Source organism: Muriicola sp. E247 (genome assembly GCF_041358175.1).
GTDB lineage: Bacteria > Bacteroidota > Bacteroidia > Flavobacteriales > Flavobacteriaceae > Muriicola.
The window spans coordinates 156,978-177,568 of record NZ_JBGKBE010000008.1; the positions used below are offsets into that span (position 1 = coordinate 156,978).

At 42.9% G+C, this 20,591-nt stretch carries 19 protein-coding genes; 14 read left to right on the forward strand and 5 right to left on the reverse strand.

The genetic code is table 11. The features are described from left to right. Positions 1-99: 99 nt before the first annotated feature. Both ACA086_RS12090 and ACA086_RS12095 read left to right on the forward strand, forming a co-directional pair. Entirely contained in the window at positions 100-708 is a 609-nt protein-coding gene (locus ACA086_RS12090; protein WP_371003580.1) for a SatD family protein, read from the forward strand. Next, positions 708-1,409 carry a DUF3307 domain-containing protein gene (locus ACA086_RS12095; protein ID WP_371003581.1) on the forward strand — a complete coding sequence of 234 codons (702 nt, stop codon included), beginning with the start codon at positions 708-710 and terminating at the stop codon, positions 1,407-1,409. The genes ACA086_RS12090 and ACA086_RS12095 overlap by 1 nt, the downstream gene beginning before the upstream one ends. A gap of 2 nt (positions 1,410-1,411) precedes the next feature. Here the strand turns inward: ACA086_RS12095 and ACA086_RS12100 are convergent, their stop codons facing one another. Further along, complete coding sequence (locus ACA086_RS12100; protein ID WP_371003582.1) at positions 1,412-3,370, reverse strand: glycoside hydrolase family 3 N-terminal domain-containing protein; 1,959 nt, start codon at positions 3,368-3,370, stop codon at positions 1,412-1,414. A gap of 182 nt (positions 3,371-3,552) precedes the next feature. Here ACA086_RS12100 and serA point away from each other — a divergent pair, with 182 nt between their 5' ends. Then, positions 3,553-5,445: a phosphoglycerate dehydrogenase gene (gene serA / locus ACA086_RS12105; protein WP_371003583.1), complete on the forward strand. Its 1,893-nt coding sequence runs from the start codon at positions 3,553-3,555 to the stop codon at positions 5,443-5,445. Here serA and rlmH read toward each other — a convergent pair. Continuing rightward, positions 5,439-5,912 (reverse strand): 23S rRNA (pseudouridine(1915)-N(3))-methyltransferase RlmH, encoded by a 474-nt coding sequence (gene rlmH / locus ACA086_RS12110; RefSeq protein ID WP_371003584.1) that lies wholly within the window; start codon positions 5,910-5,912, stop codon positions 5,439-5,441. The genes serA and rlmH overlap by 7 nt on opposite strands. An 82-nt stretch (positions 5,913-5,994) precedes the next feature. Here rlmH and nadC point away from each other — a divergent pair, with 82 nt between their 5' ends. The 4 genes from nadC (at position 5,995) to priA (ending at position 10,605) form a co-directional block, all read left to right on the forward strand. Beyond that, the gene (gene nadC / locus ACA086_RS12115) at positions 5,995-6,852 is read left to right on the forward strand and encodes a carboxylating nicotinate-nucleotide diphosphorylase (protein WP_371003585.1); all 858 of its coding nucleotides are present in this window, start codon (positions 5,995-5,997) and stop codon (positions 6,850-6,852) included. After that, entirely contained in the window at positions 6,853-7,830 is a 978-nt protein-coding gene (locus ACA086_RS12120) for a YihY/virulence factor BrkB family protein (RefSeq protein ID WP_371003586.1), read from the forward strand. It abuts the gene before it with no gap. Continuing rightward, positions 7,820-7,951: a hypothetical protein gene (locus tag ACA086_RS12125; RefSeq protein ID WP_371003587.1), complete on the forward strand. Its 132-nt coding sequence runs from the start codon at positions 7,820-7,822 to the stop codon at positions 7,949-7,951. The genes ACA086_RS12120 and ACA086_RS12125 overlap by 11 nt, the downstream gene beginning before the upstream one ends. Positions 7,952-8,148: 197 nt before the next feature. After that, positions 8,149-10,605 (forward strand): primosomal protein N', encoded by a 2,457-nt coding sequence (gene priA, locus ACA086_RS12130; protein WP_371003588.1) that lies wholly within the window; start codon positions 8,149-8,151, stop codon positions 10,603-10,605. On the opposite strand, the gene ACA086_RS12135 is transcribed toward priA, so the two are convergent. Further along, complete coding sequence (locus ACA086_RS12135; RefSeq protein WP_129604542.1) at positions 10,606-11,298, reverse strand: LytTR family DNA-binding domain-containing protein; 693 nt, start codon at positions 11,296-11,298, stop codon at positions 10,606-10,608. 233 nt (positions 11,299-11,531) lie between these two features. On the opposite strand from ACA086_RS12135, the gene rpsF reads away from it, so the two are divergent. The 6 genes from rpsF (at position 11,532) to hisS (ending at position 17,829) form a co-directional block, all read left to right on the forward strand. Continuing rightward, positions 11,532-11,870 carry a 30S ribosomal protein S6 gene (gene rpsF / locus ACA086_RS12140; protein WP_369748495.1) on the forward strand — a complete coding sequence of 113 codons (339 nt, stop codon included), beginning with the start codon at positions 11,532-11,534 and terminating at the stop codon, positions 11,868-11,870. Positions 11,871-11,874: 4 nt separating this feature from the next. Further along, a complete protein-coding gene (gene rpsR, locus ACA086_RS12145) occupies positions 11,875-12,171 on the forward strand; it encodes a 30S ribosomal protein S18 (protein WP_129604536.1) in 297 nt (98 codons plus the stop codon). 13 nt (positions 12,172-12,184) lie between these two features. Further along, positions 12,185-12,637 carry a 50S ribosomal protein L9 gene (gene rplI / locus ACA086_RS12150; protein ID WP_371003589.1) on the forward strand — a complete coding sequence of 151 codons (453 nt, stop codon included), beginning with the start codon at positions 12,185-12,187 and terminating at the stop codon, positions 12,635-12,637. Positions 12,638-12,729: 92 nt separating this feature from the next. After that, on the forward strand, positions 12,730-15,906 hold the full coding sequence (locus ACA086_RS12155; RefSeq protein ID WP_371003590.1) for a carboxypeptidase regulatory-like domain-containing protein: 3,177 nt from the start codon (positions 12,730-12,732) through the stop codon (positions 15,904-15,906). Positions 15,907-15,953: 47 nt separating this feature from the next. After that, positions 15,954-16,424, forward strand: coding sequence for a DUF6495 family protein (locus ACA086_RS12160; protein ID WP_371003591.1), 471 nt, complete (start codon positions 15,954-15,956; stop codon positions 16,422-16,424). Between the two features lie 28 nt (positions 16,425-16,452). Further along, positions 16,453-17,829 (forward strand): histidine--tRNA ligase, encoded by a 1,377-nt coding sequence (gene hisS, locus ACA086_RS12165; RefSeq protein ID WP_371003592.1) that lies wholly within the window; start codon positions 16,453-16,455, stop codon positions 17,827-17,829. Here the strand turns inward: hisS and ACA086_RS12170 are convergent. Both ACA086_RS12170 and ACA086_RS12175 read right to left on the reverse strand, forming a co-directional pair. After that, positions 17,824-18,372: an NUDIX domain-containing protein gene (locus ACA086_RS12170; protein WP_371003593.1), complete on the reverse strand. Its 549-nt coding sequence runs from the start codon at positions 18,370-18,372 to the stop codon at positions 17,824-17,826. The genes hisS and ACA086_RS12170 overlap by 6 nt on opposite strands. A gap of 56 nt (positions 18,373-18,428) precedes the next feature. Further along, positions 18,429-19,517, reverse strand: coding sequence for a M42 family metallopeptidase (locus tag ACA086_RS12175; protein ID WP_371003594.1), 1,089 nt, complete (start codon positions 19,515-19,517; stop codon positions 18,429-18,431). Positions 19,518-19,624: 107 nt separating this feature from the next. On the opposite strand from ACA086_RS12175, the gene ACA086_RS12180 reads away from it, so the two are divergent. Beyond that, positions 19,625-20,311, forward strand: a complete 687-nt coding sequence (locus ACA086_RS12180) for a DUF4294 domain-containing protein (RefSeq protein ID WP_371003595.1) — start codon at positions 19,625-19,627, stop codon at positions 20,309-20,311. Positions 20,312-20,591: the final 280 nt, after the last annotated feature.

Consider the following 20,591-nt stretch of genomic DNA (forward strand, 5'->3'; position numbering starts at 1 on the left):
TTCTTTTGTATAGCGGTTTACAATAAAGTATTCAACTTATAGTTTAATATATTAGCATATATACTTATAATTTTATATATTAGCTTTTAAACTAATAATATGATGGCAATTGTTACCGGCGATATTGTAAATTCAGGGCAATATTCCTCGGCAGCCTGGTTGCCAGCTCTGAAAGAAGTCCTGTCAGAGAAAGGACAACAACCGGAAGCGTGGGATATTTACAGGGGAGATGAATTTCAATTCAAAACTACAGTCAATCAAGCACTGGAGGAGGCTATTCTTATAAAATCCGTTATAAAATCATATAAAAACCTCGATGTAAGAATGGCCATTGGAATAGGGGATGAGTCATATTCCGGTGGCAGGATCACAGAGGCCAACGGAACGGCCTACCAGCATTCCGGCAGGCTACTGGAGGAGTTAAAATCCGGGAAGCAAACCCTGGCCATCCGCAGCGGCCTGAAAGAAAAGGATGAAGTTTGTAACCTACTGCTCCGTTTGGCCCTGAGCTTTATGGATGAATGGACGACGGTTTCTGCTGAAACAATTGCCTGGACTCTGAGAAATCCCGGGGCTTCACAACAGCAAATGGCTGAATCCTTCAACATTCAGCAATCTGCCGTAAGCCAGCGACAAAAAAGAGCCCGGACAGATCTGGTTATTGATTTGCTGGTATTTTATAAAGAAACATTTAAAGAATTGATCTGATGATTCTATTTATTAAACTCCTTCTGGCTCACCTCCTGGGTGACTTCCTCTTTCAACCCACCAAGTGGGTCATCCATAAGTCGGCTCATAAAATAAGCTCCCGCTATTTGTACTTTCATGTTTTGATCCACTTCGTTCTGGTACTGCTGCTACTTGGTAATTACACGCATTGGCGCATCGCCCTTGTGATCGCCCTTTCACATTTTGTGATCGATCTCGGAAAGTTATATTCAGAACCGCGATTTAAGAATAGGAGTGTTCCCTTTTTTATCGACCAGTTTTTACATATCATGATACTCTTCGGATGTGCCTATTACGGTAATATCATTGGGCAAATCGACTATCTCCTGGGGCTAATCGACTGGGGATTGGTGACGGCAATTTTCTTTCTTACGTTTCCATCGGCTATCCTGATGAATGTTTTGCTGGAGAAAATGTCAAAGCAGATCTCCCTGGATCACAAGTCGCTGCCTAATGCTGGAAAATATATAGGTATGATAGAACGCCTTTTCGTTCTGGTATTTATAATTACCGGAAGGTGGGAAGGCATAGGACTTTTAATTACTGCTAAATCAGTATTTCGATTTAACGACCTGAAGGAAAGTAATAGCCGGAAGCTGACAGAATACATCCTGATCGGTACGCTGCTCAGTTTTGGCCTTGCTATCATTACCGGCCTGATTTACCTATCCTTTGGATAAACTTAGTAATCTAATCCATACCCATAAGGGTACAGGGGGTTTTCAGAGTCCCGGGGTACGTCTTCTTTCTGTTTGAGGACGGCTTCCCAACTCGATGGCAATTCAAAGGGTAGTTTCCCCTGCGGTTTCATTTTACCAAAGAGCAGTTGTGCGAGGATTTCATCACTCGTTCCAAATTCAGCCATCACCGCGCTGCTCAAAGCATCAATTTCAGTAATGATCGCCGGCCTTTCAAGATTGACAATAGTGATGGACGGTTTCTGGGTGATGAGGTCCAGGATTTCCTCGGATTCTTCCTCAGTAAAATACAACCTGCCCTGATGAAAATAGCTCTCAATAAAGGAATCTGACCTGGGTTCAAACGGAGTTGCCAGGCGTTTCACTATCACATCAGCATCTTTCGGAGAATTTACCAGGTATCCATAATTTTCCAGAAAATGGGTCTCTTTTATCCCTTCGGCGTAGATTTTGGTGCCTTCGGTAAGGGGTAACAGATCTTTATTCTTAAGCAAAATGGTCGATTTCGCCTGTGCCAGTTTGCCTTGTTCCCTGAATTCCGCCTTGCCTGCAATTTTTACCGCTTTGTTTTCGTCCACATAGGGATCGTCAAATAGACCTAAAGTAAATTTATCCCGCAAAACTCTTTTTACCGAGGTGTCGAGTCGTTCTATACTTATTCCTCCTTCCTTTACCAGTTCTACGATGACCTCCGGGATACTTTCACCTCCAAATTGGTCACAGCCTGCATCAAAGACCTTTTTAACTCGTTCTTTTACACTCAGGTGCTCAACACCCCAGGCCCTTCCTTCAGATATCCGGGAATCTGTAATAATATTCCAGTCGGTGCAGACCACCCCCTGAAAATTCAGAGAATCACGCAGCAAACCTGTAATAATGTCTTTGTTAAAACCGAAAGCCACATTCTCACTGGTTTGGTCCATCGGAATGCCATAGTAAGGCATGATCTGGGCAGTATTTGCAGGGAAAGCGCCTTCGGTGAAGGGAATTAGGTGGTAGTCAAAGTTATCCCCGGGATACACCTGTTCCTTCCCATAGGGAAAATGAGCATCTTCCCCGTCTTTTTGAGGGCCTCCGCCCGAAAAATGCTTTGTCATACATGCTACGCTGCTATGGTGAAGCGTATCGCCCTGAAATCCGAGTATATAAGCTTTGGTCATCATCGCGGACAGCTCGGCATCTTCTCCAAAAGTGCCATTGGTCCTTGCCCATCGCGGTTCAGTGGCCAGATCGGCCATCGGATGGAGCGCAAGGCGTATTCCTACTGCCAGGTATTCCTGTCTGGCAATGTCGCCAAACTTCTTTACCAGCAACGTATCCCGTGTAGCGGCAAGCCCCAGGGAGGTAGGCCATTGTGAAAAAGCCGGCGTGTAAAGGGCTGCCCCCGGATTATTTTCAGTACCATGTCTCGGATCGGTAGCAATGGTAATGGGTATTCCCAGGCGGGTCTTCTCTGCCATCTTTTGAATCTTGTTATTGTATTTGGCCAGGGCATCGGCATCGGGGGATGTCAGGATATTAACACTATTTATTTTCTTTTTTACGATTAATTCCGAATTGGACGGGAGGTACATAGACATCATTGTCATCAGCGGGTCTAAAGACAACACCGGGGTTTCCAGGGGCTCTCCGTCAGGAGTGGTGCCAATCATTGTCACAAAAAGTAAGCCCGCCTTCTCTTCCAGGGTCATTTGATTTACCAAATCCTCCACACGCTCCTCAACTGTGTGTTCAGGATTTTCATAGATATCGACCTGCCCATTTTTATTCAGGTCCCTTATCGGCTGACCTTCTATATTAAGTACAGTAGCTTCAGGACCTAAGAGCGCAAAATTGGCTCTGGAATCCATTTTCATTTTCAAATAGATCACCCCATACGCAAGTAAGAGTATTACAACAAGAGAGAGGAAAATCAGTTTTAAGGCCTTTAAAATTTTTTTCATAAATCCATACTGTAGTTAAAATCGGTCACGCCCGGAAAGAATTAATATTTCACAACAAAGTCCATAAAAATAAGAGAATATTTTATCATTACAGGCTTTAAAACAGTGATCTCGTACTTTTAACACGATTTCATGTTTCCATCTTCAATTATTTCTACTTTTGCATCTTTGAACACCTTTATATGATCACAGTGGCGAGGAAGTATGTTTTTGATTTTGATAGTACGTTAACCCGGGTGGAAGCACTTGATGTTTTAGCTGAAATGACCCTGAGTAACCGCGAAGACAGGGATGAGGTCATCAAAGAGATTCAACACATTACCAATTTGGGGATCGACGGGGATATATCTTTTACAGAGTCTCTGGAAAGGAGAATCAGGCTGTTACAGGCAAATAAAAAACATCTTGATCCTCTTGTGGAAGAGCTCAGAAAAAAGATTTCCAAATCGATTGCTTCCAACAAGGAATTTTTTGAAAAATATTCTGAGGATATCTATGTGATTTCCTGTGGTTTTAAAGAGTTTATAGATCCTATCGTTGAGGAGTACAATATTCCATCAGACAGGGTTTACGCCAATACATTCACTTTTGACGAGGATGGAAATATAACCGGATTTGACGAGGAGAATGTGCTGGCTAGCCATAACGGGAAGATCGCCTGTTTAAAAGAACTGAACCTCGAAGGGGAAGTCCAGGTGATTGGTGACGGGTATAGTGACTACGTAATGAGGGAGGCAGGAATCGCTCACAAATTTTTTGCCTATACAGAGAACGTACATAGGGAAAAAGCAGCGTCAAACGCTGATCATGTAGCACCTAATCTGGATGAATTCCTTTTTGTAAATGATCTCCCGCGTAACCTCTCTTATCCCAAAAACCGGATCAAAATACTTTTGCTTGAAAACGTACATCCAGTTGCCTTTGACAATCTTTCGGAAGATGGTTTTTCTGTAGAATTAATAGATAGGAGCCTTACGGAAGAAGAATTGATCGAGAAGATCAAAGGAGTGCATGTACTTGGTATTCGTTCTAAGACCCAGATCACCCCCAGGGTTCTTGATGCTGCAAATAAACTTCTGGTTGTCGGGGCTTTTTGTATAGGGACAACACAAATCGACCTCAATTACTGCCTGAAAAAGGGGGTAGTGGTCTTTAATGCACCCTACAGCAATACTCGCTCTGTAGTCGAAATGGCTATAGGACAGATCATTATGCTGATGCGGAACATATTCCCCCGAAGTGTGGAAATCCATAATAGGCAATGGAATAAGACTGCAGCAAATTCCACTGAAGTCAGAGGAAAGAATCTGGGTATCGTTGGATATGGAAATATTGGCAAACAGCTCTCTGTCCTGGCGGAAGCCATGGGGATGAGAGTGTATTATTACGACCTCGAGGATCGTTTAGCGCTGGGAAATGCGAAAAGGTGTAACACCCTTGAAGACCTGCTCAATGTATCCGATGTTGTATCCCTTCATATCGATGACAATAAGGCGAATAAAAATTTTATCGGTGATCGGGAATTACACCAGATGCGAGACGGAGCCTATCTCATTAACCTCTCAAGGGGTTTTGTTGTGGATATTCCTGCCCTTGTTAAAGCGTTAAAGGAAAAGAAAATAGCCGGAGCTGCCATCGATGTTTTTCCTGAAGAACCCAGAAAAAATGGACCTTTTAAAACTCCCTTACAAGGATTACCAAACGTAATCCTTACGCCTCATATAGGCGGGAGCACTCAGGAGGCCCAGATGAACATCGCTGATTTTGTGCCGAACAAGATCATGGATTATATCAATACAGGAAATACGAAAGATGCGTTGAATTTCCCCAACATCCGGTTACCTAAACAGAATAATGCCCACCGTTTCCTGCATATCCACAGAAACCTGCCTGGTGTAATGGCAAGGATTAATGAGGTTCTGGCACATTATGAGATGAACATATCAGGGCAGTATCTTTCTACAAATGATGATCTGGGATATGTAATTACGGATCTCGACAAGGATTACAACAGAGATGTAATCAAAGCCCTGAAAAAGGTTGAACATACCATCAAGTTCAGAGTGCTTTATTGATGATGATATGACTCGTTTCGTAGGATTGTAAAAGCGCGGTATAGTTGTTCGGTGAAAAATAGTCGGATCATCTGATGAGAAAAAGTCATACGTGAAAGACTGATTTTCTTTTTTGCCCTGCCGTACACTTCCTCACTAAAACCATAGGGCCCGCCAATAACAAAAATCAATTGCCTTGTCCCTGCATTCATATACTTCTGCAATTCCTTTGCAAAGCCGACGGAACTGAAGGTGCTGCCATTCTCATCAAGCAGTATTAGGGTGTCAGAAGGTTCAAGACGTGCGAGGATAGCCTGTCCTTCCAGCTGTTTTTGTTCTGCAATCGATCTATTTTTGGCTCCTTTTAGTGAGGGGATCACTTCCATCTGAAACCTGATATAGTGAGCTAATCTTTTTTGATAATCCCCTATAAGAGATTGCAAATCCCGATCGTCTGTTTTGCCTACAACCAACAGTTTAATTTTCATAACCCAAAGGTAAAATTTTCAGCAGATCCAGATTCTTGGATGGCATTTGTTTTTAGTAATTTTAGCTCTTTAAAATAAACATATGATTTCGGAAGAAGCTTTGGCCGTGGAAATTGAACAGATCATTAAGAACGGAATCAGGGAAGATGTAGGCGATGGTGATCATAGTTCGCTGGCCTGTATACCTTCAGATGCAAAGGGAAAGGCAAAGTTGCTGGTAAAGGAGGAGTGTGTGATCGCTGGCGTAGAATTTGCCCGCCAGGTATTTAACTATGTTGATAAGGATCTGAAAATAGAACTAAAAGTACCCGATGGGCAAGCTGTTAGGTACGGGGATGTGGTTTTTTATGTAAGTGGATCATCTCAAAGTATACTCAAGGCAGAACGATTGGTTCTAAACGCCATGCAGCGGATGAGTGCCATTGCGACAAAAACGGCAAAATTTGTGGCTTTGCTCGAAGGGACAAAGACTAAAATTCTCGATACAAGAAAAACAACCCCAGGAATCAGGGCTATTGAAAAATGGGCCGTCAGGATTGGCGGGGGCGAGAATCATCGTTTTGCACTCTACGATATGATCATGTTGAAAGATAATCATATCGATTTTGCGGGGGGAATTACCAAGGCGATTGAACTCACTCAGGCCTATTTACGGGAACACCAGAAAGACCTTAAGATCATTGTAGAGGCCAGAAACCTTAAGGAAGTGGAAGAAATACTCAGATCGGATGGCATTTACCGCATTTTACTTGATAATTTCAGTTTTGAGGATACCAGAAAGGCCGTAGAAATCATTGGTGACAGATGCCTGACAGAATCCTCAGGAGGAATCAATGAACAGACCTTGCGAAAATACGCGGAATGCGGGGTCGACTACATTTCTTCGGGAGCCTTAACACATTCAGTGAGTAATAAAGACCTCAGCCTTAAAGCCGTATAGATGTCAAAGGAAATTGAGGAAAAACTGGAAAAAATACCTGTGATCAACTGGCTGGTTGCACTGCTTAAAAAGATCAGACTGATTGGCCTGGAGGGCCTTTCCCTTTACGATCTAATGGAGATGTACATCAGGGGAATTGTGGAGGGAGCACTCTCTACAAGGGCCAGTTCCATTGCTTTTAGCTTATTTATGGCCCTGTTTCCACTTCTCATATTTCTCGTTACCCTTATTCCATTTGTGATTCCCCTTGTCAGCGTTGGAAGTCAGGATTTTGACACTCAGTTCCTCAGATTTCTCGAATCTTTCCTTCCTACAGCAACCGGGGAGTATTTCGGGGAAATCTATACCCAGATTAAGGATCAGAAACAAGGCGGACTTCTTTCCTCGGCATTTGTTCTTTCCATCTTCTTAATGACCAATGGGGTAAGTGCAATATTCGGTGGCTTTGAAACCTCCTATCATATTAACCTGACACGCAATTTTTTTAAACAGTATGCCTACGCCCTTATGGTCGGAATTATTCTGTCCCTCCTCCTTATCGTAGGCGCCATTGCTTTCGTTTACTTCGAGTACTCCCTGGAGTATTTAAATGTTTGGGCCGCAGAATCGAGTGGAGTGGCCATGGACCCTAATGAGCTTGTTGGTGCCCGGGCTGGAAAAATCCTTTTCTTTGCTGTCCTCTCATATTTTACTACCGCCATTCTTTATTATTTCGGGACCAGGGAAGGAAAGCAGGCCCGTTTTTTTTCTTACGGAGCCCTGATGACTACCTTACTCATCCTGCTTACTTCATATTTATTTGGGGTGTATATTGAAAAGTTTGCGCGTTATAATGAACTCTACGGTGCTTTGGGAGGGCTCTTAATATTAATGGTTTATATCTGGTTGAATTCGAATATTCTGCTCCTGGGCTTTGAGTTGAATGCAACATTGAACAGGCTTAGGCAAAACGTAAGTGCAAAAGCAAATGATGAATAAAACACTTACACCATCAATTATATTTTATGCTCTGATGTCAGAGCTCAATATCCAGACCGTACTGGGATTTGGGAAAACTATTGACGATGTAACAGAAAAAACCAACCAATCAGGTCTATGATTGTTTTATGCAGACAAATAAAAATCGGGAAAAATGAACCAGGAAAGGGGTCTGTCCTCGATCCCTTATCCGACGGGGAATACCTTTGCAAAATCTTGATGTATTTCATAAAACGAGATCGGTTAAAGTTAAGGGACAACATGGTTCTCTCTTATCCCACCCGGCTCTGGGAAAGAGCATCTTCTTAAAGCTTGCCTATGGATCAGTACGTCGATGTTGTGTTGCCTATTCCTCTGGAGAAACTCTTTACCTACAGGGTCAGTGCAGAGATTGCTTCCACTTTGAAGCAGGGAATGCGAATTGCGGTACCATTTGGTAAGTCGAAAATATACACAGCTCTGGTCTATCGCCTTCACAACAATCCTCCTCAGGCTTATGAGGCCAAAGATATCCATGAGGTTATCGACACCCTTCCGCTGGTCACTGAACTTCAGCTGCAGCACTGGCAGTGGATTGCCGAATATTATATGTGTACCCTGGGGGAGGTATTCAGGTCAGCTGTCCCAGGGGCATTTTTATTGGAAAGCGAAACCCTTGTTCTGAAAAATACGAGTCGGGATATTGAAGAACAGTTGCTCAACAATCAGGAGTTTATGATCCTTGAAGCATTAGAAAACAAAGGATCCCTCAGGATCAGGGAGGTGAGTGAGATCCTGGATAAAAAAACTGTGTTGCCCATATTGAATCGAATGATGGAGAAGGGTTATATCGAACTACAGGAAACGCTTCACAGTATGTATAAACCCAAGCAAATACGTACAGTAAGGATACATCCGAAATATAAATCCGAAGAAGCGCTTGTCAGCCTACTCGATGAATTAAGCAGAGCTCCGAAACAGCGGGAAGTCCTCCTGACACTGTTTCAAGTCCAGGCTGAGACAAAAAAGCCTATGAGCACTGTTGAATTGCAGAAGAAAAGTGGCACAACCGCCGGAATAATCAGGACTTTGCTCGACAAAGGAATTTTGGAAGAGGAGATGATCAGAACCGACAGGATTTCCTTTCAAGGAGAATCCGATTTGTTAGAAACCCCTGAATTAAGTGACTTTCAGAGGAAAAGCCTGGATGAAATCAGGGGAGCTTTCAAGGAGAAAGATGTTGTACTTCTGCACGGCGTAACCTCTTCCGGTAAAACAGAAGTTTACATGAAACTTATGGAATCTGTTCTCTCTGAGGGAAAACAGGTATTGTACCTTCTTCCGGAAATTGCACTTACTACACAGCTGATATCGCGACTACAGCAATGTTTTGGAGGGAAAGTATCGGTTTTTCATTCAAAATTCAGCCTGAATGAAAGGGTAGAAGTATGGAATAATGTTCGCAAGGGAGCTGAAAAGGCACGGGTAGTGATCGGGGCAAGGTCGTCCCTCTTTCTGCCATTTTCCCAACTTGGACTTGTGGTTGTGGATGAGGAGCACGAGAATTCTTTTAAGCAATACGATCCAGCTCCCAGGTACCACGCCAGGGATACGGCTGTGGTCTTAGCCAGCTTGCACAGGGCGAAAGTTTTACTGGGTTCCGCCACCCCGAGTCTGGAAAGTTTTTATAATGTGAAGTCGGGTAAATACGGATATTCTAAAATGGATCAGCGATATGGCGGGGTGCTTCTGCCCGAGGTGCATTTAGTTGACATTCGCGATGCATCGCGAAGAAAAAAGATGACAGGGCATTTTTCTGATACGCTGAAGAAACAGATAGAGAATACACTAAACCTGGGGGAACAGGTCATCCTTTTTCAAAACCGCAGGGGATATGCCCCCATAGTAGAGTGCACTACTTGCGGGCACGCACCCCAATGTCCCAATTGTGATGTAAGTCTTACTTATCACCAGGGCAGAAATCAATTGCGCTGCCATTATTGCGGCTTTCACGAACTGATGCAGTCCCAATGCAAGGCTTGTGGCAGTTCCACCCTTGATACCAAAGGATTTGGAACCGAGCAGATAGAAAAAGAACTGGAAGGGATGTTCCCCGAAGCTAGAGTAGGGCGTATGGACCTTGATACTACCCGTGGCAAATACGCTTACGAAAAGATTATCACTGCTTTTGCCAAGCAGGAATTTGATATACTCGTAGGAACACAAATGGTTACCAAAGGTCTAGATTTCAGGCATGTAAACCTTGTAGGAATCATGAATGCAGATTCCCTTTTAAATTTTCCAGATTTCAGAGCTCACGAACGCAGCTTTCAATTGCTTACCCAGGTAGCGGGCAGGGCAGGAAGAACCGAAAAAAGGGGTACGGTGCTAATCCAGACCTATAATCCCGGTCACAATGTATTGCAACAGGTGGTAGCAGGAGATTATCTGGAGTTGTACAGGGAGCAAATGGAACAAAGGAGGGAATATCATTATCCTCCTGTGAACAGGATCATCAAGATCAGTTTTAAACACAGGGAGTACAATACTTTAAATGAAGCCGCCAGCTGGTTTGGAAAAGCGATGCGAAATGTGTTTGGCGAGCATGTTCTCGGGCCAGAATTTCCACCGGTCGCAAGGATCAGGAACCAGTATATCAAGCAACTTTTGCTGAAGATTCCCAGGGAGCAATCCCTGTCCAAAACAAAAAATAGCATTAAAAGAATTGAAAATTCCTTCAATGCTATCTCCTGGTACAGAAGTGTGCGGGTAATCTACGACGTAGATTACTTCTGATCAGACGTTACTTAACGCCTCGGCCAGTTCTGTTTTCTTATTTCGACTAAGTGGAATAGATCGGCCACTCACTTCGACATTCTTACTGTTAAATTTTTCGATCTTCTCCAGGTTCACAATATAGGATTTGTGAATTCTGAGGAACTTTTCGGCTGGCAATTGCTTTTCGAAAGCCTTCATGGTTGAAAGGATAACGATATTGGCCTCATCGGTAACTAATTTAATATAGTCACCCAGTGCTTCAATCCATTTGATATCATTGAGGATTACCTTTCGTTTTTTCAGGTTGCTCTTAACAAAGATATGTTCTTCGTCCTCAGCTACCTGGTTCATTTGCTCGTACTTGGCCACGGCTCTTTTAACAGAAGCGTCAAAACGGGCCATTGTAATTGGCTTGTGCAAATAATCGGTTACATCATAATCAAATGCTTTAAGAGCATAATCAGGTTTTCCGGTGATTAGGATGACTTGCGGACTGTTTTCTAGAGACTCCAACAGATCAAAACCGCTGATAATCGGCATTTCTACATCGAGAAAGATCAGGTCGATCTCGTTGTTCTTGATGCCGTTCTTGGCTTCAATAGCGTTGCTGTACTCCGCAACCAGGGCTAAATTCGGATGATTATTCACCAGCTTTGCAACTGCCATTCGCTGCATAGATGAATCGTCAACAACTATACTTCTTAATTTCATAAAGGGTTGATTTGTGGGGTTAAATCATCGACAAATTACATAAAAAAACGGTTCAAAAGCAATTAAAGTTGTGAACATTCAATTAAGTAAGGATGTCGATAATGCGCATAATTTAGGTTTATAGGTTAAGTTCAATTTGAGTGATTATAGTACCAATAACGAAGAAATATTTAATTTCTTGTAAATAGAGGGAAGAATTATTACTTTTGCGCTCCTAAAAATAGTATAACAATATGAATCATTACGAAACTGTTTTCATTTTAAATCCCGTTCTATCTGATGTTCAGATAGAGGAAACAGTTAAGAAATTTGAGGATTTCTTAATTAAGAATGATGCCAAAATGGTGTCAAAGGAAAATTGGGGCCTGAAAAAACTGGCATATCCCATACAACACAAGAAAAGTGGCTTTTACCATTTGTTCGAATTTACCGCTCCCGGTGCAGTAATTGCTCCCTATGAGCAGGAATTCCGCAGGGATGAGCGCATTATGCGTTTTTTGACGGTAAAATTAGACAAGCACGCGATTGAGTGGGCTGAAAAAAGAAGAACTAGATTAAAAGCTAAAGCGTAAGGATATGGCAACATTACAGCAACAGGCAAAAGGTAAGAAAGACGGAGAGATCAGATATCTCACGCCTTTGAACATCGAAACCAATAAACAAAAGAAATACTGCCGATTTAAAAAGTCGGGTATAAAGTATATCGATTATAAGGATCCAGATTTCCTTATGAAACTTGTTAATGAACAGGGCAAATTACTTCCAAGGAGGTTAACCGGCACCTCTCTGAAATATCAGAGAAAGGTGGCTCAGGCAGTAAAAAGAGCCAGGCATCTGGCACTAATGCCGTACGTTGGAGATTTATTAAAATAAAAAGGGAGAGAGCATGGAACTTATTTTAAAGGAAGACGTACAGAATCTTGGATTCAAAGACGATGTGGTAACTGTTAAGAATGGTTACGGCAGAAATTACCTCATTCCAAAAGGATTGGCTACAATGGCTACTCCCTCCGCCAAAAAAGTATTGGCAGAGAACCTGAGGCAAAAGGCACACAAAGAGAAAAAGGCAGTTGACGCAGCTAACAAAACTGCTGAGGGAATAAAGCAACTCGAAGTGAAAATTCAGGCGAAGGTAGGTGCAGGAGACAAATTATTTGGCTCTGTGACCAACGGTGACCTGGCAGACGCACTGGCTAAGGAAGGACATGAGATAGATAAGAAATATATAATGATCAAAGGAGGTTCTATCAAAAGAGCCGGGCCCTATGAGGCTCAAATACGCCTGCACCGCGAGGTAATGGTCGATTTAAACTTTGAAGTGATTGCCGAGCAGAAGTAAGGCGATTCTTATAGAAATATTTTCTAAAGAGCTATGTTTTTCATAGCTCTTTTTTTGTTTATCTTGTGTACTTCAATAACTAACTCTTTATCATGAAAAAATTACTTTTAGGTGGCATCCTTTTGATCGCCATGACCTTCACTTCCTGGGCACAGGTTACAACATCAGCGATCAGGGGAACCGTTTTCGAAGGCGACAATGAACCCCTATTCGGCGCAAATGTTGTCGCAGTTCATACTCCTACAGGAACAAAGTATGGGGCAATCAGTAACCAGGATGGCCGCTATAATCTTCCCAACCTTCGGATTGGGGGGCCTTATGAAATCACTGTTTCTTACGTGGGGTACAAATCACAGGTCCAGACAGACGTTTTCCTTACTCTGGGTAAAACGACCATACTCGAATTTAATCTGATTTCTGAAAGTCAGGCTTTGGATGAAGTTGTGGTGGTCTATGATCAAACCGGAACTTTTGGGAGTGACCGTACAGGTGCTGAAACAAGTGTAGGCAGGAGGGAACTTACCCGGCTACCCACTATTTCAAGGTCTGCCAGTGACTTTATCAGGCTCGACCCTCAGGCATCTTCCGGTGCATCCGGTTTATCATTTGGAGGGCGAAATGACCAGTACAATAACTTTTCACTGGATGGGGCCATTTTTAACAACCCTTTTGGCCTTGATGCCGCCACTCCTGGCGGACAGACCAATGCACAGCCGATTTCTCTCGATGCTATCGATCAGATACAGGTTACCACCGCACCTTATGACGTAACCCAATCAGGATTTACAGGAGCATCGGTCAACGCCGTTACCAAGAGTGGTACCAATGAGTTCTACGGTACGGCTTACGGATTTTTCAGAAATGACGATCTAACTGGTGGGAAGATCAATGGAGACGATGTTTTTAAAACCGGACTCGAACAGACCCAATACGGTTTCAGCTTAGGCGGACCGATCGTTAAAAACAAACTGTTCTTCTTTGTCAACTTTGAGCGTGACGAACTTACAGAACTGGGAACCGATGGTTTTGTACCCAATACAGGTACAGGAGATATAAACGAAAGTCGGGTATCTCTTTCCGATTTTCAACTGGTAGATAACCTACTGCGGCAGGTCGTGATCGGCCAGGATGCACAGGGGAATGACCTTTTTTATAACCCTGGTAGATTCCAGGATTTTAACTTCGATCAGGAGTCGACAAAAGGAATCATCAAACTCGACTGGAACATTAACGACAACAATCGTCTGGCGATTATCTACAACTTCCTGGATGCTTCCAAAGGCAAACCCGCCAACAGGGATGCAATCACGTTCAGGGGGCCAAATACCCAGACCCTGCAGTTTGAAAATGCAGGTTATGAGATCAATAACAAAATAAAGTCATTGCAACTCGAATTAAACTCGACGCTCTCAGATGAGGCGACCAACAAGCTCCAGATCGGATATACCCATTTTGATGATTTCAGGAATCCGTTCTCAACTCCGGCACCGAGTATCGTCATTCTCGATGATACGGGAAGTTCAAATTATATCATAGCTGGTCACGAGCCCTTTTCGATCAACAACCGATTAGATCAGAAAGTATTTCAAATTACAAACAACCTAAATATTTTTAAAGGAGACCATACCTATACAATAGGTTTCTCCTTTGAGAAATTTCAGTTTGATAACTCTTTCAACCTGGGAGCTTATGGGGCTCAGGGAGTCTTTTTTCCGACCACAACGATTACGGATTTTCCAAATTTCGCAAGTTCGGGAGCTCTTCAATCAGCATTTGACGATGCTATAGCCGCAGATCGGGCATTTAATGCCAATGGTACAGGAAACTCCGGAGGTTGGTCACTTGCAGAAACGAATGTGGGCCAGTTGTCTTTTTATGTACAGGACGAATGGGATGCAACAGAAAACTTCAAACTCACCTATGGGGTTAGGTTCGACAAGCCCCTTTATTTCGATACAGCTGAAAAGGTTGCTGAAAATATTGAGAGAAAGGGAGGAGCTTCGGGAACTTATATCCCGTCAATCCAATATTTCGACCCGGAAACTGGGGAAGCAGTATTCCTGGATTCAGAAACACTTCCCAATAACAACTTTCTGGTCTCCCCAAGGGTTGGATTTAACTGGGATGTTAAAAACGATAATTCGCTTCAGCTCAGAGGTGGATCCGGTCTCTTCACAGGTCGTTTTCCCTTTGTATGGCTTGGGAATCAGGTGCAGGGAGTCGACTTTTTCTTCTATCAGATTGTGGATCCGGATTTTCAATGGCCACAGGTATGGAGGACGAATGTTGGGGTAGATAAGAAGTTCGATAACGGACTCATCTTAACTGCAGATGTGTCCTATACCAAGGATGTGAATGCTGCGCATGTACAGAATTGGGGACTAGACACACCTTCAGCTACATTAAATGGCCCGGATAACAGGGCTGTTTATACCAATGATGACAAATCACAGATTTTTGGAGGTCCAACCAATGCCTATGTCTTTACCAATTCTGATAAAGGCCGTATATGGAATGCCTCTATCAAGGGGCAGAAGAACTGGGATAACGGATTTTATACAATGCTGGCCTATAGCTTCTTAAATGCCAAAGAAGTGAATTCCATCGATGCGGAAATCACCGGAGATGCCTTTGCCGGAAACACCATTGTGGGAAATGCCAATAACGATGTGCTATCGTTTTCCAGATATGGGGATAATCATCGTATCATTGGAGTGGTTTCAAAACAATTCAATACGGGAACTACTATTTCAACCTTTTTCGAATATGCGAAAAGTGGCCGTTACAATTATATATATGGGGGAGATATCAATAATGATGGATCGAGCATAAATGATCTCATCTATATTCCTACCAGTTCAGAACTTTCCTCTATGACTTTTAGCGGACCGGGACAGGCCGAAGCTTTTGAGGCATTTATTCAGCAGGACGACTACCTGAGTGGAAGAAGAGGGCAATACGCAGAACGTTATGCAGCACTTGCCCCCTGGAGGAGCAGTTGGGATATTAAGATTTTGCAGGATATCAAGATCACCGACAAGAACAAGTTTCAGTTAAGTCTGGACATCCTGAATTTCGGGAATCTGCTGAATTCCAATTGGGGAGTCGTGGAAGGCCCGAGTTTTGATCAATTACTCGGAGTGTCCGTAGATTCCAGTAATAATCCTACCTATACCTTTGATACGAACAGGACAGATACCTTTGCCGCAATCACCAGTCAGATCTCCCGATGGAGAGCACAATTGGGGGTTCGCTATATTTTTAACTAAGGAATAAAACCGTATTTTTGGGCCGCCCTAAAAAGGCGGCTTTTTTTATGAAGTATACTCGATTGACAAAACAGCAATTGGAAGAATTGCATCAGGAATTTATCAATTTTCTGGCCACCCAGTCCATTACAGCATCTGAATGGGAGATGATCAAGGCGAACCGACCCCATGTAGCCGAAGAAGAGATCGATGTGTTTAGTGATCTGGTATGGGAAGGCGTATTGACAAAGGTGGAATACCTCGAAAACATTTCCGCCCAGCAGATGCACCTATTTCATTTGTCAAGTAAGGAAATGAAACTGATCTCCGTGAAGCTGAGGAATCCCAAAGTAGATCTTACAACATCCGAAGGGTTTGGGTGGTTTAAAAAAAACTGGCAATCCGATTTTGTGGATTACCTTGTGGCCTCCAAAGCCTATTCTGACGATCCCAATGCAGACAAATTCGACCTTATACAGCAAGGTGCAGTAATTACCAAAGGGGAACTGTATAATTGGTTTGATAAAATCATAGAATAAGGCGATATTTACCCAACTACACGAGAACATGGCACAAAAACCTTCCATTCCAAAAGGTACCCGCGATTTTACACCGGCAGAAGTTGCCAAAAGGAATTACATCTTTGAAACTATCCGTAACCAGTTCGCGGTTTTTGGCTTTCAACCCATAGAAACTCCCTCTTTTGAAAACCTGGATACCCTGATGGGGAAATACGGGGATGAAGGAGACCGACTCATATTTAAAATCCTAAACTCAGGAGATTACCTCCGTAAGGTAGATCCTGAAGTTTACAAGGCCAAAAATGCAAGTGATCTGACACCACAGATTTCTGAGAAAGCATTGCGGTACGACCTTACCGTGCCCTTTGCGCGCTATGTGGTGATGCATCAGAACGAGATCGACTTCCCCTTTAAGAGATATCAGATACAGCCTGTCTGGAGGGCAGACCGGCCTCAGAAAGGGAGGTTCCGTGAGTTTTACCAATGTGATGCCGATGTAGTGGGAGCCGGTTCTCTTTTACAGGAAATCGAATTCATACAATTGTATGATGCGGTCTTCGGAGACCTGGGATTGCCGAAGATCAGAATAAAACTCAATCATCGTAAGATCCTGAGTGGTATCGCCGAGGTCATCGGTGCCGCAGATAAACTGATCCCTTTTACGGTAGCCCTTGACAAACTTGACAAGATTGGGGAGGAAGGCGTGATACGGGAAATGGCCTCTAACGGCATCAGTGAAACTGCAATACAGAAGGCCATGCCCTTGTTCTCAATGGCAAAGGACGAAGCTAATCCCTTTGAACTCCTTTCTGAATTTCTGAAAAATTCAAGCGTGGGGAAAGCAGGAATTGCAGATCTTCAATTCATTGTCGATTCGATTGAGAAATTAAATCTTGTCAATTCAAGTCTTGAGGTAGATGTGTCCCTGGCCAGGGGATTAAATTATTACACGGGGACTATCTTTGAGGTGGCAGCTCCTGATGGTGTACAAATGGGATCAATTGGTGGCGGAGGAAGATACGATGACCTTACAGGAATATTTGGCCTGAAGGACCTGAGTGGAGTAGGTATCTCCTTTGGCCTCGACCGGATTTATCTGGTGATGGAGGAACTCGGACTTTTCCCGGAAACCATAGATCAATCTGTGCAGGTTTTGTTTGCGAATTTCGGAAATCGGGAAGCGCTGGCGGCCCTTCCCCTTTTGAGGGTCTTGAGAAAGAATGGGGTTAATACGGATCTGTATCCTACAGACACCAAACTTCAGAAACAGCTCAAATACGCTAACAACAGAAATATCCCTTATGTGGTTTTACTGGGAAAGGATGAACTGGAGCAACAATCGGTAGTGGTAAAAGATATGGCCAGAGGTTCACAACAGACATATCCCTGGAAAGATTTGCAGCAATTTGCCGACTCCCTATAAACGTTTTTTTATTGCAGTAATTACTTCTCTGTAGTAGAATTCTTCGTGAGGCACATAGGACAGGGCAGGGGCAATAGAAAAAAGGTCCTTTTCCCAGACTTTCAATGGCATAAGTTGCAGGGCTTCAACTTCTTCTTTTTGCTTCACAAGTGCCTCGAGAGGAGGAATCAAAAGGCAAATAAAAGTGTGGTGAAACTCACAATCGAGAAGATTGGAGTGGTGTTGCTGGATCGATTTAAAAACGCCCACAGGGACCAGCTCTTTGTGTGTGATGTCAAGTCCGATTTCCTCCTTAACCTCCCTGATCGCGGATATCTCAATTGTCTCGCCTGCGGAAACGTGTCCTGCAACGGAAACATCCCAGAACAGTGGAAATGTTTTTTTGATTTCTGCTCTTTGTTGCAATAAGATATCGCCTTTTTCAGAATAGAACCAGATATGGACGGTTGGGTGGAATAACCCTTTTTCGTGAGCTTCAGATTTCAAGATTTTTTGGCCGGTGTATTGGCCGTCAGGATCCAGAACGTCTACCCATTCATCCATTGTTGATGCTTGTATTTAAAACAGAAACTAAATGCGGTAGTTATCTTAGTGTTTTCTCAATCGAAATAACTAAAGGTCTCTCCCGGTTTTATAGTTAACAGCGTTTCGTAAATGAGGCGGATCACGTTTTCCACATCATCCTTGTGAACCGTTTCTACGGTGGTATGCATATACCTGAGCGGCAATGAGATCAGGGCAGAGGCAACACCGCCGTTGCTGTAGGCAAAAGCATCCGTGTCTGTGCCTGTTGATCTGGAGGACGCCATACGTTGAAAAGGGATCTTTTTAGATTCAGCCGTTTCAATGATTCGTTCCCTTAATTTATTTTGTACTGCCGGGGCGTAGGAGATCACCGGGCCTTCTCCCAATTCAGTGTGTCCCTGTGTTTTTTTGTCGATCATCGGAGTAGTTGTATCATGGCACACATCTGTAACAATGGCAGCATTGGGCCTGATGGTTTGAGTGATCATTTCGGCACCCCTCAGGCCGATCTCCTCCTGCACAGAATTTGTAACATACAACCCAAAGGGTAGCTTTACTTTATTTTCGTGCAGCAATCGGGCTACTTCTGCGATCATAAAGCCTCCGGCCCTGTTGTCAATGGCCCTGCAGACAAAGCGGTTTTTATTTAAGATATGGAATTGGTCGGGATATGTGATCACGCAACCCACATGGACACCTAGTTTAAGCACTTCTTTTTTGTCCTTCGCGCCTATGTCAATAAAGATATTGTCTAATTGCGGTGGTTTCTCCTTGCTCTTGTCACGGGTGTGTATTGCAGGCCAGCCAAAGACTCCTTTGACGATTCCTTTTTTGGTATGAATATTGACCCATTTGGAAGGAGCGATCTGATGATCACTTCCACCGTTTCTGATCACATAGATCAGTCCGTCGTCAGTGATGTAATTAACATACCATGAAATCTCATCAGAATGACCTTCTATAACAACCTTATAAGGAGCTTCCGGATTTATGACGCCTACTGCAGTTCCGTAAGTGTCTGTAATGAACGTGTCTACATAAGGCTTTATGTAGTTCATCCAGAGCTTTTGACCTTCCCATTCATAGCCGGTGGGGGAGGCATTGTTGAGATATTTTTCGAAGAATTCAATGGATTTTGTAGTAAGAATTTTTGAGTCGCTCATCTAGGATTTTTATTTGGATACAAACTTAGCAATATTCACGTTTAATTAATAACCCGGAATCTTGTTTATGTTTAATTTTGTTGAATAATTATTTAGGATTACAATTTATGTGGAATCGAATTTTTATTGGCTTATTTCTGGGCTGTTTGTGCTCCTTACAGGCACAGATAGAAGATCAGCCTTTGGATTCATTGCAGGAGAAGTTGATTATTATTGAAGGTGACTCTCTCTTTCAGGCTTCTATTGCCCTGGATGAAGTATTCATTTTCGGTAAGTTGGAGTTTGAATCCTATGAGGATAAGCTCCGATATTATATTCTTAAGAGAAAAACGTTAAAGGTTTACCCTTACGCCAAATTAGCTTCCGAGCGACTGGTAAATTTAAATGATAGTTTGGAGCGTATCACGAAAAATAGGAAAAGGAAGAAGTATACAAGGAAGGTACAGAAGTATATCGAGGAGGAGTTTTCTGAGGAACTAAAAAAACTAACACGGACTGAGGGTCAGATTCTTGTTAAACTGATTTACAGGCAGACCGGGAAGACGGCTTTTGATTTGGTGAAGGAATTGCGCAATGGGTGGAGGGCTTTTTGGTATAATACTACCGCCAAGATGTTTAAGATAAGTATCAAAGAAGAATTCAGTCCGCAAACAGTACATGAAGATTACCTTATAGAAGACATTTTACAAAGGGCTTTTGCTGACAAAACACTACAACGGCAGGAGTCGGTTCTCGACTATGATTACGCTTCGTTGACAAACAAATGGAGCCAGCAACAAAAACAAAAAAAATAGTTGCGGAATCCATCAACATCCATTATCTTTATAAGCCTTTTTTACTGGGAAATACTGCAAAATCCTAGTTCTGAGGGCGTTATTTCCGGAGCGGAATTATTTTCTTAAAAATATTTAGAAAATTATTTTTAATTAAAAAAATGGCTCTATATTTGCACCCGCTTAGCGAGGGATCGTTGGGTGCAAAGAGGAATACAAAAGTTCATTGATATATTGGTAGACAGCGAATTTGTTAGAGCAGAAGGGGTAGGTTTTCGGATTTACTTTGGAAGTTTTTAAC

What these genes read in the sequence shown, in the direction of transcription:
- ACA086_RS12090 (WP_371003580.1), top strand. Translation starts at nt 100, where the DNA reads ATGATGGCAATTGTTACCGGCGATATTGTAAATTCAGGGCAATATTCC.
- ACA086_RS12095 (WP_371003581.1), top strand. Translation starts at nt 708, where the DNA reads ATGATTCTATTTATTAAACTCCTTCTGGCTCACCTCCTGGGTGACTTC.
- ACA086_RS12100 (WP_371003582.1), bottom strand. Translation starts at nt 3,370, where the DNA reads ATGAAAAAAATTTTAAAGGCCTTAAAACTGATTTTCCTCTCTCTTGTT.
- serA (WP_371003583.1), top strand. Translation starts at nt 3,553, where the DNA reads ATGATCACAGTGGCGAGGAAGTATGTTTTTGATTTTGATAGTACGTTA.
- rlmH (WP_371003584.1), bottom strand. Translation starts at nt 5,912, where the DNA reads ATGAAAATTAAACTGTTGGTTGTAGGCAAAACAGACGATCGGGATTTG.
- nadC (WP_371003585.1), top strand. Translation starts at nt 5,995, where the DNA reads ATGATTTCGGAAGAAGCTTTGGCCGTGGAAATTGAACAGATCATTAAG.
- ACA086_RS12120 (WP_371003586.1), top strand. Translation starts at nt 6,853, where the DNA reads ATGTCAAAGGAAATTGAGGAAAAACTGGAAAAAATACCTGTGATCAAC.
- ACA086_RS12125 (WP_371003587.1), top strand. Translation starts at nt 7,820, where the DNA reads ATGATGAATAAAACACTTACACCATCAATTATATTTTATGCTCTGATG.
- priA (WP_371003588.1), top strand. Translation starts at nt 8,149, where the DNA reads ATGGATCAGTACGTCGATGTTGTGTTGCCTATTCCTCTGGAGAAACTC.
- ACA086_RS12135 (WP_129604542.1), bottom strand. Translation starts at nt 11,298, where the DNA reads ATGAAATTAAGAAGTATAGTTGTTGACGATTCATCTATGCAGCGAATG.
- rpsF (WP_369748495.1), top strand. Translation starts at nt 11,532, where the DNA reads ATGAATCATTACGAAACTGTTTTCATTTTAAATCCCGTTCTATCTGAT.
- rpsR (WP_129604536.1), top strand. Translation starts at nt 11,875, where the DNA reads ATGGCAACATTACAGCAACAGGCAAAAGGTAAGAAAGACGGAGAGATC.
- rplI (WP_371003589.1), top strand. Translation starts at nt 12,185, where the DNA reads ATGGAACTTATTTTAAAGGAAGACGTACAGAATCTTGGATTCAAAGAC.
- ACA086_RS12155 (WP_371003590.1), top strand. Translation starts at nt 12,730, where the DNA reads ATGAAAAAATTACTTTTAGGTGGCATCCTTTTGATCGCCATGACCTTC.
- ACA086_RS12160 (WP_371003591.1), top strand. Translation starts at nt 15,954, where the DNA reads ATGAAGTATACTCGATTGACAAAACAGCAATTGGAAGAATTGCATCAG.
- hisS (WP_371003592.1), top strand. Translation starts at nt 16,453, where the DNA reads ATGGCACAAAAACCTTCCATTCCAAAAGGTACCCGCGATTTTACACCG.
- ACA086_RS12170 (WP_371003593.1), bottom strand. Translation starts at nt 18,372, where the DNA reads ATGGATGAATGGGTAGACGTTCTGGATCCTGACGGCCAATACACCGGC.
- ACA086_RS12175 (WP_371003594.1), bottom strand. Translation starts at nt 19,517, where the DNA reads ATGAGCGACTCAAAAATTCTTACTACAAAATCCATTGAATTCTTCGAA.
- ACA086_RS12180 (WP_371003595.1), top strand. Translation starts at nt 19,625, where the DNA reads ATGTGGAATCGAATTTTTATTGGCTTATTTCTGGGCTGTTTGTGCTCC.